This window comes from Castellaniella defragrans, from assembly GCF_014203015.1.
Classification (GTDB): domain Bacteria; phylum Pseudomonadota; class Gammaproteobacteria; order Burkholderiales; family Burkholderiaceae_B; genus Castellaniella; species Castellaniella defragrans.
Genome location: NZ_JACHIB010000006.1, coordinates 22757 through 35348, shown reverse-complemented (window position 1 = coordinate 35348; position 12592 = coordinate 22757). Strand labels below are relative to the sequence as shown.

Annotated in this window: 10 protein-coding genes; 7 read left to right on the top strand and 3 right to left on the bottom strand. The window is 70.2% G+C overall.

Features of this window, described 5'->3' with window-relative positions; genetic code table 11:
• Positions 1 to 52 precede the first annotated feature (52 nt).
• Positions 53 to 973 (bottom strand): branched-chain amino acid transaminase, encoded by a 921-nt coding sequence (locus tag HNR28_RS06080; protein ID WP_043684016.1) that lies wholly within the window; start codon positions 971 to 973, stop codon positions 53 to 55.
• Between the two features lie 129 nt (positions 974 to 1102).
• Between HNR28_RS06080 and HNR28_RS06075 the strand changes: the two genes are divergently transcribed.
• The gene (locus HNR28_RS06075) at positions 1103 to 2488 is read left to right on the top strand and encodes a DEAD/DEAH box helicase (protein ID WP_184142593.1); all 1386 of its coding nucleotides are present in this window, start codon (positions 1103 to 1105) and stop codon (positions 2486 to 2488) included.
• Positions 2489 to 2528: 40 nt separating this feature from the next.
• Here the strand turns inward: HNR28_RS06075 and HNR28_RS06070 are convergent, their stop codons facing one another.
• Positions 2529 to 2981: a thioredoxin family protein gene (locus HNR28_RS06070; RefSeq protein ID WP_151025507.1), complete on the bottom strand. Its 453-nt coding sequence runs from the start codon at positions 2979 to 2981 to the stop codon at positions 2529 to 2531.
• A 64-nt stretch (positions 2982 to 3045) separates the two neighbouring features.
• On the opposite strand from HNR28_RS06070, the gene HNR28_RS06065 reads away from it, so the two are divergent.
• From HNR28_RS06065 to HNR28_RS06040, 6 genes are all read left to right on the top strand, one after another.
• Positions 3046 to 3837 (top strand): EI24 domain-containing protein, encoded by a 792-nt coding sequence (locus HNR28_RS06065; protein ID WP_052355886.1) that lies wholly within the window; start codon positions 3046 to 3048, stop codon positions 3835 to 3837.
• A gap of 12 nt (positions 3838 to 3849) precedes the next feature.
• Complete coding sequence (locus HNR28_RS06060) at positions 3850 to 4728, top strand: competence/damage-inducible protein A (protein ID WP_244978198.1); 879 nt, start codon at positions 3850 to 3852, stop codon at positions 4726 to 4728.
• A 229-nt stretch (positions 4729 to 4957) separates the two neighbouring features.
• Positions 4958 to 5680 (top strand): IclR family transcriptional regulator, encoded by a 723-nt coding sequence (locus tag HNR28_RS06055; RefSeq protein ID WP_409360371.1) that lies wholly within the window; start codon positions 4958 to 4960, stop codon positions 5678 to 5680.
• A gap of 230 nt (positions 5681 to 5910) precedes the next feature.
• Positions 5911 to 6483, top strand: a complete 573-nt coding sequence (gene phaP / locus HNR28_RS06050) for a TIGR01841 family phasin (protein ID WP_043684012.1) — start codon at positions 5911 to 5913, stop codon at positions 6481 to 6483.
• A 311-nt stretch (positions 6484 to 6794) separates the two neighbouring features.
• Positions 6795 to 8198, top strand: coding sequence for an efflux RND transporter periplasmic adaptor subunit (locus tag HNR28_RS06045; protein WP_184142590.1), 1404 nt, complete (start codon positions 6795 to 6797; stop codon positions 8196 to 8198).
• A complete protein-coding gene (locus HNR28_RS06040; RefSeq protein WP_151024919.1) occupies positions 8195 to 11356 on the top strand; it encodes an efflux RND transporter permease subunit in 3162 nt (1053 codons plus the stop codon). The genes HNR28_RS06045 and HNR28_RS06040 overlap by 4 nt, the downstream gene beginning before the upstream one ends.
• Before the next feature lie 185 nt (positions 11357 to 11541).
• Here HNR28_RS06040 and dmpG read toward each other — a convergent pair whose 3' ends face one another.
• Entirely contained in the window at positions 11542 to 12582 is a 1041-nt protein-coding gene (gene dmpG, locus HNR28_RS06035) for a 4-hydroxy-2-oxovalerate aldolase (RefSeq protein WP_151024918.1), read from the bottom strand.
• Positions 12583 to 12592: the final 10 nt, after the last annotated feature.

The window sequence follows — 12592 nt, the reverse complement described above, 5'->3', positions numbered from 1 at the left end:
CTGAAAAGGGCCGGACGGGCGGGCCGTCCGGGGTGGGGTTTGGATTGGGGGATCAGACCCGGGAGAGCCAGTGGTGGTATTTCGGCGTCTTGCCGGATACCGCGTCGAAGAAGGCCTTCTGGATCTGGGCGGTGACGGGGCCGCGTTCGCCGGCGCCGATCTGGCGGCCGTCGATCTCGCGGATCGGGGTGACTTCGGCCGCCGTGCCGGTGAAGAAGGCCTCGTCGGCGATGTACAGGTCGTCGCGGGTGAGCCGGCGCGATTCCACCCGCAGCCCCAGGTCGGCGGCGATCTGGTGGACGGAGGCCCGCGTGATGCCGGTCAGGGCGCAGGCGATGTCCGGCTCGTAGAGCACGCCGTCGCGCACGATGAACAGGTTTTCGCCGGAGCCTTCGGCCACGAAGCCCTGGGTGTCCAGCAGGATGGCCTCGTCGTAGCCGTGGTCCAGCGCCTCGGCATTGGCGAGGATGGAGTTGGCGTAGGTGCTGGCGATCTTGGCGCGCGGCATGGTGACGTTGACGTGCTGGCGCGCGTAGGAGGAGATCTTGACGCGGATGCCCTGCTTGAGGGCGTCTTCGCCCAGATAGGCGCCCCAGGCCCAGGCGGCGATGGCGACGTGCACCGAGGCGCCGCGGGGCGAGACGCCCATCTTTTCGGAACCGTAGAACACCAGCGGCCGGATGTAGCAGGATTCCAGCTCGTTGCGGCGCACGACCTCGATCTGGGCCTCGGAGATCGCCTCGCGCGAGAAGGGGATCTTCATCTGGTAGATGTGCGCCGAGTTGAACAGGCGCTTGGTGTGGTCTTCCAGGCGGAAGATCGCGGTGCCGTGGTCGGTGCGGTAGGCGCGGACCCCCTCGAAGACGGCCAGGCCGTAGTGCAGCGAATGCGTCAGCACGTGCGTGGTCGCGTCGCGCCACGGCACCAGCTTGCCGTCGTACCAGATCACCCCATCTCGATCAGCCATGGACATTGCCGTCTCCCGGAATTTGTCAGGGATTCATTGTACCAATTGCCCGGCCCGCGGCGATGCACGCTAAAATGAGGGGTTCATGAACGCGTGGGGCCGGATTTCCGGGTGCCTGCGCACCCAATCCGACGAATGACCGACTCCACTCCCCAAGACTCCACCGCCCAAGCGCCCGTTCCATTTGCCCAGTTCGGCCTGCATCCCGGCATCATGCAGGCCATCGAGGCCACCGGCTACGTGTCCGCCACCCCGATCCAGGCCAAGGCCATCCCCATCGCCATGTCCGGGCGCGACGTCATGGGCGCCGCCCAGACGGGCACGGGCAAGACCGCCGCCTTCTCCCTGCCGATCCTGCACCGGCTGATGCCCTTCGCCAGCAACAGCGCCTCGCCCGCGCGGCATCCCGTGCGCGCCCTGATCCTCACGCCCACGCGCGAGCTGGCCGACCAGGTGCACGCCAACGTCGCCCAGTACAGCCGCTTCGTGCCCCTGCGCACGGCGGTGGTGTTCGGCGGGGTGGACATCCGCCCGCAGCGCGACCTGCTGCGCCAGGGCTGCGAAATCCTGATCGCCACGCCGGGGCGCCTGCTCGATCACGTCGAGCAGCGCAACGTCAATCTCGGCCAGGTCGGCATCCTGGTGCTGGACGAGGCCGACCGCATGCTGGACATGGGCTTCCTGCCGGACCTGGACCGAATCATGCGGCTGCTGCCGCCGGGCCGCCAGGGCCTGCTGTTCTCCGCCACCTTCAGCCCGGAAATCCGCAAGCTCGGCCGCACCTTCCTGCGCTCCCCGGTCGAGGTCGAGGTCGCGCGCCCCAACGCCACGGCCGACACCGTCACCCAGATCGCCTATCCCCTGGAAGGCGAGGCCAAGCGCCGGGCCGTGGTGCACCTGGTGAAGTCCCGCCAGCTCAACCAGGTCATCGTGTTCTCCAACACCAAGATCGGCTGCAGCCGCCTGGCCCGCCAGCTGGAACAGGACGGCGTGCGCGCCGAATCCATCCACGGCAACAAGACCCAGATCGAGCGCATGAAGGCGCTGGACGCCTTCAAGGCCGGCACCCTGGAAGTCCTGGTGGCCACCGACGTGGCCGCGCGCGGCCTGGACGTGGCCGGCGTGCCCTGCGTCATCAACTACGACCTGCCGCGCAACGCGGAAGACTACGTCCACCGCATCGGCCGCACCGGCCGCGCGGGCGCCTCGGGCGAGGCCATCGCGCTGTTCGCCCCCGAGGAAGAACGCTACCTGCAGGACATCGAAAAGCTCATCAAGACCAAGATCCCGCGCGGCGAGCTCGAACTGCCGCGCGCCGCCCCCCGCCGCCGCGCGGTGGGCGGGCATCACGGGGCGCCGGGCTGGCGCGGCGCGCCCGAGGCGCCGCTGGACGACTTCTTCTCCCGGCCCTACGAGCCCGCCGCCGCTTCCGCGCCGCGCGCCGAAGCCGAATCGCGCCCCGCCGTGGTGCCGGCGCGCCGGCCCGTGGGAGTGCTGCTGGGCGGGGGCAAGCACGGCTGATCCGCGCGGCATGCCGCCGGATCGCGGCGCGGCGTGCGATTCAGGCGCCCCGGTTCCGGTTCCCCCGCTCCTGGTTTCCTTGATCCTGGATCCCCTGGTCCTGGTTTCCCCGGTCCTGATTCCGCGCCAGCGCGTCCAGGCTGCCCGGGCCGGCGGCCAGCGCCGGCAGGTCCGCCGCGCCGTCGATCAGCCGCCGCAGGTGTTCGGCGCGCGGCTGCACCGCGCCCCAGTAGCGCGTGCCGCCCCGGTCCTGCACCAGGATCGTGGGAAAATTCTCGATGTCCTCGTCGCCCAGCCAGTCGGGGCTGTCCTCGACGTCCACCCACAGGAAGGTCCAGCCGGGGTATTCGTCGGCCAGGGCCTCCAGCAGGGGGCGCCAGGCGTCGCAGGTGCGGCACCAGGCGGCGCAGTAGCAGGCCACGCGGCGGCCCGAATCTGCGGCCAGCCGCTCGCGCAGGGCGTGCGGGGCGGCGTGCGGATCGAACAATTTCATGCAGACAGGAATCCCTTTCTTTGAATAAGATGATTGTATGGGTTCTCAAGGATCATCCCGCTCCATGACGCATCAAGACCTCACCCTGCGCGACCCCCGCACCGCCCACGGCCTGGCGCTGGTCGGGCAGGCCTTCCGCCGCGCCGCCGCCAGCCAGCTGCATCCGCGCATGATCGCGGCCCTGTTCCTGCCCTTCGTGATCGCCTTCCTGGGCGCGGTGGTGCTGCTGTGGTTCTTCTGGCAGCCGCTGACCGGCTGGCTGGACCAGGAGGCCTCCTCCTGGGGCCTGTTCAACACCATCGACGGCTGGCTCGTCGCCGTCGGCCTGTTTTCCCTCAAGCTGTGGCTGGTGCCGCTGCTGGCGGCGGGCCTGCTGCTGCCCATGGCCGGCATCCTGGGGCTGGTGATCGCCGCCGTGTTCGTCATGCCCATCGTGCTGCGCCACCTGGAGCACCGCGAGTACCGCGGCCTGAACCGCCAGGGCCGCAACACCACGGCCCTGGGCGTCTGGAACGCGATCTGGGTCGGGCTGCTGTTCTGCCTGGGGTGGCTGGTCACCATGCCCCTGTGGCTGATCCCGCCCATGGCGCTGGTGCTGCCGGTGTTCTGGTGGGCCTTCGCGCTGAACCGCATGCTGCGCGTGGACGCCATGATCGAGCACGCCAGCGCGGCCGAGCGCCGGCTGCTCTGGCGCCGCCACAACCGCCAGCTCTGGCTGATCGCGGCCTGCCTGGCGGTCGTCAACCTGATTCCGCTGTTCTGGCTGGTGATGCCGGTGTTCTCGGCACTGGTGTACGCGCACTTCTGCCTGGAAGCCATCCGCCGCCTGCGAGCCGAAACCGTCATAGACGTCTGACCAGGAAATCCCATGATGAATACCGATGCCGCCGGCGTGGCCGGCCTGTCCGCCCCGCAGGCCGCCTGCGGGCCCGATGCCTGCGCGGTTTCCCAGGCGCCGCCGCGCATCCGCCTGATCGCCATCGGCGACGAGATCCTCTCCGGGCGCCGCCAGGACAAGCATTTCGCCCGGCTGATCGAACTGCTGCAGGAGCGCGGGCTGCGCCTGCACGCCGCCGAATTCATCTCCGACGACGAGGACGACATCGTCGAGTGCCTGCGCCGCAGCTTCGCCACGCCGGACCTCGTCTTCTGCTGCGGCGGCATCGGCGCCACGCCCGACGACCGCACCCGCCAGGCGGCCGCGCGCGCCCTGGGGGTGCCGCTGGCACTGCATCCCGAAGCCGCCCGCCTGATCGGCGAGCGCTGCGCCGAGATGGCCGCCAAGGGCCAGGGCAGCGCCGACATGGGCACCGCCGAAAACCAGCAGCGGCTGCAGATGGGCGTGTTCCCCGCCGGTTCTGAGATCATCCCGAACAGCTACAACAAGATTCCCGGCTTCTTCATCCGCGACCACAGCTTCATGCCCGGCTTTCCCGTGATGGCGCACGCCATGATGGCCTGGACGCTGGATACGCGCTACGCGCACTGGCACCACCGCGAATCCCGGGTCGAGCATTCCTTCCTGGTGTTCGGCCTGCCCGAATCGCGCATCACCCCGGCGCTCGAATCGCTGGAACGCCGCTGGGCGGGCATCCGCGCCTTCAGCCTGCCCAACGTCGGCGATTCGGGCGGCCCGCCGCACATCGAGCTGGGGGTCAAGGGCGCCCCCGAGGCCGCCGCCGAGGCCCTGGGCTGGCTGCGCGCCGAGGTCCAGTCGCTGGGCGGCAGGCTCGATCCGCCGGCCTGACCGGGGTCTTCCGCGGCCGGCCGGCGCCTGCCGGAGCGGGGCGCGGCAGGCAGAAAAGGCTTGCCATGTGGACCGTTTTTTCATAGTATGGAAAAATGGCGCGATGCAACAAAGCGAACCCATGGCACGTCTTTCCCCCCCTTCCGCTTCTTCTTCCCACGCCGCCCCGGCGCTGGCCGCGGCGGCCGGCGATCATGGCTCGGTGACGATCCAGGTCCTGGACCGCGCCATGCGCATCCTGGACGTCCTGGCCTCCCAGCGCGATCCGATCACGCTGAAGGAGCTGTCGGCGGCCACGGGCCTGCACGCCTCCACGGCGCACCGCATCCTGGCCGACCTGGCCGTGGGCCGCTACGTCGAGCGCGTGGACAGCGGCCTGTACCGCCTGGGCATGCGCCTGCTGGAACTCGGTTCGCTGGTCAAGGGCCGGCTGGACGTGCGCGCGGCGGCCATCGGCCCGATGCGCGAACTGCACCGCCAGACCGGCCAGACGGTCAACCTCTCGCTCGTCCAGGGCGACGAGATCGTCTACATCGAACGCGCCTGGAGCGAACGCTCCGGCATGCAGGTGGTGCGCGCCATCGGCGGCCGCGCGCCCCTGCACCTGACCTCCACCGGCAAGCTGTTCCTGTCCATGTGGGACGCCCGCAGCGTGCGCAGCTACGCCATGCGCACGGGCCTGGCCGGCACCACCCGCAATAGCATCACCCAGGTCGATCAGCTGGAACGCGAACTCGCGCTGGTGCGCCGGCACGGCTATTCGCGCGACAACGAGGAACTCGAACTGGGCGTGCGCTGCATCGCGGCCGGCGTCTACGACGACACCGGGGCGCTGCTGGCCGGGCTGTCCCTCTCGGCCCCCGCCGAGCGCATGCGCGACGACTGGATCCCCCTGCTGATGAGCACCAGCGCCCGCATCTCCGAGGCCCTGGGCTACGAGGCGCAGCACTGAGCCTGCCGCCGCACGGGGCGAGGCCGGCGGTTCCGCGCCGCGCCCGCGGCCGGCGAGCCCCTGCAGGCAAGCCCGCTGCAATTATTTTGTTGCGACGCAACAAAAACGATTGACATCCCCCGCCATTCCTTTAAAATTTCATTTGTGCGTTGCAGCAAAACCGCTGCGATCGAGAAGGTGCCGGGCATTGTGCCTCTGAGGAAACCTTCTACCATTGACAAGGAGTCATCATGAGCGCGAATCAACAATCCCTGCTGGCCTCGCAAAAGGCCGTCATCGACAATCTGCTGGCCGTCCAGGGCACGTTCTTCAGCGGCTTCGAGAAGCTGGTCGACCTGAACCTGAAGGCCACCAAGGCCGCCCTGGAAGAAGTCGCCCAGAAATCCCAGGAAGCCGTCGAACTGAAGGACGCCCAGGAACTGCTGGCCTTCACCTCCGCCCTGGTCCGTCCGGAGCAGGCCGTGGCCTACGGCAAGGACGTCTACGAAATCCTGGCCGACATCCAGGGCGACCTGAGCAAGCTGGCCGAAGCCCAGCTGAACCAGGGCCAGAAGCAGGTGTCCGAAGTGGTCGAGCAGTTCGCCCGCAACGCCCCCACCGGCTCCGAAGGCGCCGTGGCGCTGCTGAAGTCCTCGCTGGCCACCGCGACCAACGCCTACGAATCCGCCACCAAGGCCGCCCGCCAGGCCGCCAGCGCCGCGGAATCGAACTTCGCCGCCGCGACCAACGCCACCCTGAAGGCCGCCGCCGACGTCGGCAAGGCCGCCAAGGCCGGTTCGCGTTCGCGCCGCGCCGCCAACTGATCGGCACGGGCCGCGCCGGCGGATTTCGCCGGCGGCCGGTCCAGGCCCGAGCCCGGCCGGGGAAACCCCGGCCAGGCACCCGACCCCGGAACGAAAGTCCCGGGGTCGTTTCTTTTGTGCGTCCGGCTGATGCGTCCGGCCGCCGGGCGTCCCGGCGCGGTCGCCGGATCCCGCGTTCAGCCGCGCGTCATCCGGGGCAGCGCGCATTGACACTTCCTCGTATACTCCACAAGCGGCCGCGTGGCCGCCCGCTCCGCCGGCGCCGCGACGCGGCGGAGGCCTTCCTGTCGATCATCCCGTTTCGAGCTCTCATGGCGATTTCCTCCGTGCGCCGTTCTTTTCTGTGGTGGGGCCTGGCGGCGCTGCTGGTCCTGGGTGCATGGGGATGGTGGTCGGGCCGTCCGGCTCCGATGGCCGCCGCGGCCAACGGCAACGCCGCGGCGCCGGTCCTGGTGCATACGGCGGACGTGGCCGTGCGCGACATGCCCATCCGCCTCCAGGGGCTGGGCGCGGTCCAGGCCTGGGCCAGCGTGACGGTACGCGCGCGCATCGACGGCCAGCTGGAATCGGTGGGCTTCCGCGAAGGCGAGGTCGTGCATGAAGGGCAGCTCATCGCGCGGCTCGACGACCGGGTGCAGCAGGCCCAGCTGGCCCAGGCCCTGGCCCAGCGGACGCGCGACCAGGCGCAGCTGGACAATGCCCGCGAGGACCTCGCCCGCTACGTCGAACTGGCGCGCCACGGCGCCATCGACCGCAAGACCCTGGATACCCAGCGCGCCCAGGTGGCGGTGCTGCAGGCGGCGATCCAGGCCGACGAGGCCCAGGTCCAGGCCGCGCGCGTCCAGCTCGACTACACCCGCATCACGGCGCCGCTGACCGGACGCACCGGGGCCCGCCGGGTGGATCCGGGCAATCTGGTGCGCGCGACGGACGCCGACGGCCTGGTGCTGATCAACCAGATCGATCCGATCGCCGTCAGCTTCACCGTGCCCGACACGGCCTTCGCCGAGGTCCAGGCCGCCGTCCGCGCGGCGCGCGCCGTTCACGCCCAGGCGCCGGCCGACGGCGCCGGCGCGCCCGGATCGCCGTCCGCGGCGGGCGGCAAGGCGGCGGGTGCTGCGGGCGGCAAGGCATCGGCCGCCGCCCATCCCGTCCCGGGCCTGGCCGTCGAAGTCTACGGCCGGGGCCGGCCGGAGCGGCTGGGCCGGGGCACGCTGGTGCTGGTGGACAACCAGATCGACGCCGCCAGCGGCACGCTGCGCCTGAAGGCCCGGCTGGACAACCCCGACCAGGCCCTGTGGCCGGGGCAGACCGTGGACGTGCGGCTGATCCTCGGCGACCGGCCCGGCGCCCTGGTGGTGCCGGAGTCCGCCGTGCAGCGCGGCGCCCAGGGGCTGTACGTCTACGTGATCGAGGCGGACGGCCGGGTGCGCGTCCAGACGGTGCGGGTGGCCGTGGCGCAGGACGGCCTGGCCGTGGTGTCCGAAGGCCTGTCGGCGGGCCAGCGCGTCGTGGTCGACGGCCAGTACAAGCTGCGCCCCGGCCTGAAGATCGCCGAGGCCGCGGCTGAAACGGCCGCCGCGGCCGCGCCCGCGCCGGGCGGCGGGAAAGCCGCGGCGGACGGCAAAGCCGCGCCTGGCCGGAAATCGGCGGCCGACGGAAAAGCCGCACCGGGCGGGAGCGCCGCGCCCGCCGCGCCCGGGGACGTGTCGTGAACATCTCCGAGGCGTTCATCCGGCGCCCCATCGGCACCTCGCTGCTGGCGATGGCCCTGTTCCTGCTGGGCCTGGCGGTGTTCCCGTTGCTGCCGGTGGCGCCGCTGCCGCAGGTCGATTTCCCCACCATCCAGGTCACCGCCAAGCTGCCCGGCGGCAATCCGGAGACCATGGCCACCAGCGTGGCCCAGCCGCTGGAACGGGAATTCTCCACCATTCCCGGCCTGGTGCAGATGAGCTCGGAGAACGCGCTGGGCGCCTCGCGCATCACGCTGCAGTTCGCCCTCGACCGCGACATCGACGGCGCCGCCCTGGACGTGCAGAGCGCCATCAACGCGGCCTCGCGCCAGCTTCCTTCCAACCTGTCCAGCCCGCCCACCTTCCGCAAGGTCAATCCGGCGGACTTCTCCATCCTGATCCTGTCGGTGCAGTCCGACGTGCTGCCCGTCACCGAGGTCAACGACTACGCCGACAACATCCTCGCCCAGCAGCTCTCGCGGGTCGAGGGCGTCGGCCAGGTGAACATCTTCGGCCAGCAGAAGCCGGCCATCCGCATCCAGGTCGATCCGCAGAAGATCGCCGCGCTGGGCCTGGACCTGGAGTCGATCCGCGGCGTGATCGCCACCACCACGGTGAACCAGCCCAAGGGCACGATCGACGGCAGCAGCCAGAGCTACACCATCTACACCAACGACCAGGTGCTCGATGCCGCGCCCTGGAACGACGTGATCGTCGCCTGGCGCAACGGCGCGCCGGTGCGCGTGCGCGACATCGGCATCGCCGTGCCGGGGCCGGAGGACACCAAGCAGGCCGCCTGGGCCTTCGCCGGCAAGGGGGCGGGGCCGGGCGACGTGGCCAGCGACGGGCGCTCCCTGGTGATGGGGATCACCAAGCAGCCGGGCGCCAACGTCATCGACACGGTCGAGCGCGTGCGCGCGGAGCTGCCGCGCCTGATGGCGTCCATGCCGGCCAGCATCCAGGTCAGCACCCTGATCGACCGCACCCAGAACATCCGCGCATCGGTCCACGAGGTCGAGTTCACGCTGCTGCTGTCGATCGCGCTGGTGGTGATGGTGATCTTCATGTTCCTGCGCAACGTGGCGGGCACGCTGATCGCCAGCGCCACGGTGCCGCTCGCGCTGATGGGCACCTTCGCGCTGATGTACGTGGCCGGCTACAGCCTGGACAACCTGTCCCTGATGGCGCTGACGATTTCCGTGGGCTTCGTGATCGACGACGCCGTGGTCATGCTGGAGAACATCTGGCGCCACGTGGAAGAAGGCATGCGGCCCATGGAGGCGGCCCTGAAGGGCGCGCGCGAGATCGGCTTCACCATCGTGTCGATCTCGGTGTCGCTGGCGGCCGTGTTCATCCCCCTGCTGCTGATGGGCGGCATGGTGGGGCGGCTGTTCCGCGAATTCGCCGTGACCGTCGTCATGACGGTGCTGATCTCCGTGCTGGTGACGCTCAGCCTGACGCCCATGCTGTGCTCGCGCTACCTGCGCAATCCGCAGCAGGCCTCGCACGGGCGGATCTACCAGGCGTTCGAGCGCGGCTTCGACCGGATGCTGGCGGTCTATCGCCGGGGGCTGGACCACGCGCTGGATCACCAGTTCGCCACGCTGTGCGTCTTCCTGGCGACGGTGGCCGCGTCCGCCGCGCTGTTCATCGTGATCCCGAAAGGCTTTTTCCCGCAGCAGGACACGGGCGCGATCTTCGGCCTGGCCGAATCGTCGCAGGACAGCTCGTTCGAGGCCATGAACCAGCGCATGATGGCCCTGGCCGAAGTCCTGCGCCAGGATCCGGACATCGCCGCCTTCGGCATGAGCAGCAACGCGCCGACCTTCAACACCGGGCGCTTCTTCATCAGCCTGAAGCCGCGCGAAGCGGGCCGGCGCGCCAGCGCCGACGACGTCATCCGCCGGCTGCGCCCGCAGCTGGAGCACGTGCCCGGCGTGCGCCTGTTCATGCAGGCGGGCCAGGACATCAACGTCGGCGGGCGCCTGTCGCGCACCCAGTACCAGTACACCCTGACCAGCGCCAGCCTGGACGAACTGAACGCCTGGGCGCCGCGCCTGCTCGACCGCCTGCGCGGCCTGCCGCAGCTCGCCGACCTGGCCACCGACCAGCAGAACGGCGCCAACACGGCGATGGTGACGATCGACCGCGCCCGCGCGGCCATGTTCGGCATCACCCCGGCCATGATCGACAGCACCATCTACAACGCGCTGGGCCAGCGCCAGGTGGCGCAGTATTCCACCCAGATCAACAGCTACCAGGTCGTCCTGGAGATCACCCCGGAACTGCAGTCGGACCCGGACGTGTTCTCGCGCCTGTACGTGAAGTCGCCGCTGACCGGCGAGCAGGTGCCGCTGTCCAGCCTGACGCGGCTGGACACCTCGAAGCCGGGCTTCCTGTCGATCAACCACCAGGGCCAGTTCCCGGCGGTGACGATCTCCTTCAACCTGGCCGCCGGCCATTCGCTGGGCCAGGCGGTGGACGCCATCCACGCGGCCCAGGCCTCCATGAACATGCCCCTGTCGATCCAGGGGGCCTTCCAGGGCACGGCCCAGGTCTTCCAGGAATCCCTGGCGAGCCAGCCCTACCTGATCGCCGCCGCCCTGGTGGCCGTGTACATCGTGCTGGGCCTGCTGTACGAAAGCTACATCCACCCCCTGACCATCCTGTCCACCCTGCCGTCGGCGGGCGTGGGGGCGCTGCTGATCCTGATGGGCAGCGGCTTCGACCTCAGCGTGATCGCCATCATCGGCATCCTGCTGCTGATCGGCATCGTCAAGAAGAACGGCATCATGCTGATCGACTTCGCCCTGGTGGCCGAGCGCCAGCAGGGCCTGTCCCCGCGCGAGGCCATCTACCAGGCCTGCCTGCTGCGCTTCCGGCCCATCATGATGACGACGATGTGCGCCCTGCTGGCGGGCCTGCCGCTGATGCTGGGCAGCGGCGCCGGATCCGAGCTGCGCCAGCCGCTGGGCTACACGATGGTGGGCGGCCTGATCCTGTCGCAGGCGCTGACGCTCTTCACGACGCCGGTGGTGTACCTGTACCTGGACCGCCTGCACCACCGCTACGTGCGCGGCCGGGCGCTCAAGCAGGCGCAGCGGCTGCGGCGCGCGCGCGTCCGCGGGCGGGCGGCCTGAGGACGGGGCCGGCATCGGGGCCGGCCGGGCATGTGAAGACCGGCTTCACGCTGGTGCAGGTCCGCCGCCAGCAGGGCGATACGGCCCTCCGGGTTCGGGTGCGCGGCAGCCGGCCCAGCCCGGCGGCCGGGCCGGATGACGGCCCGCGCCGGCCCGGGCGGCGACGGGCCCGGGCGGCGACGGAATCAGGCGGTGACGGCCTGCTTCTCGCGCCGGGCCAGCATGGACAGCGCCGTGTCCTCGATCATGTCCTCCTGGCCGCCCACCATGCCGCGGCGGCCCATTTCGACCAGGATCTCGCGCGCGGGCACGCCGTATTTCTGCTCGGCCCGCTTGGCGAACAGCAGGAAGGACCCGTAGACCCCGGCGTAGCCCAGGGTGAGGGCGTCGCGGTCGATGCGGATGGGGAAGTCCATCATCGGCACGACCAGGTCCTCGGCGACGTCCTGGATCTTGAAGACGTCGATGCCGGTGTCGATGCCCATCAGGTCCAGCACGGCGACCAGCACTTCCATCGGCGTGTTGCCGGCGCCCGCGCCCAGGCCCGCGCAGGCCGCGTCGATGCGGGTGGCGCCGGCCTCGATGGCGGCGATGCTGTTGGCCACGCCCATGGCGAGGTTGTGGTGGCCGTGGAAGCCCAGCTCGGTCTCCGGCTTGAGGGCGTCGCGCACCGCCAGCAGGCGCGCGCGCACGGTCTCGGGCAGCAGGTGGCCGGCGGAATCGGTCACGTAGATGCAGTTGGCGCCGTAGCCTTCCATCAGCCTGGCCTGGCGGGCCAGGCCTTCGGGGCTGTTCATGTGGCTCATCATCAGGAAGCCCACCGTGTCCATGTCCAGGCGCCGGGCCTCGGTGATGTGCTGCTCGGAGACGTCGGCCTCGGTGCAGTGGGTGGCGACGCGGATGGTGTGCACGCCCAGGTCGTGCGCCATGCGCAGGTGGTCGGTGGTGCCGATGCCGGGCAGCAGCAGGGCGGAGACCTTCGAGTGCTTCACCACGGAGAGCACCGTCTGCAGGTATTCCTCGTCCGCATGCGCGGGGAAGCCGTAATTGACGGAGGCGCCGCCCAGGCCGTCGCCGTGGGTGACTTCGATCAGCGGCATCCCGGCCGCGTCCAGGCCGGCGGCCACGGCGCGCATCTGCTCCAGCGTGATGCGGTGCTGCTTGGGATGCATGCCGTCGCGCAGCGTCATGTCGTGCAGCGTGATCTTCTTGCGTTCTTGGGTCATGGTTCTGCTC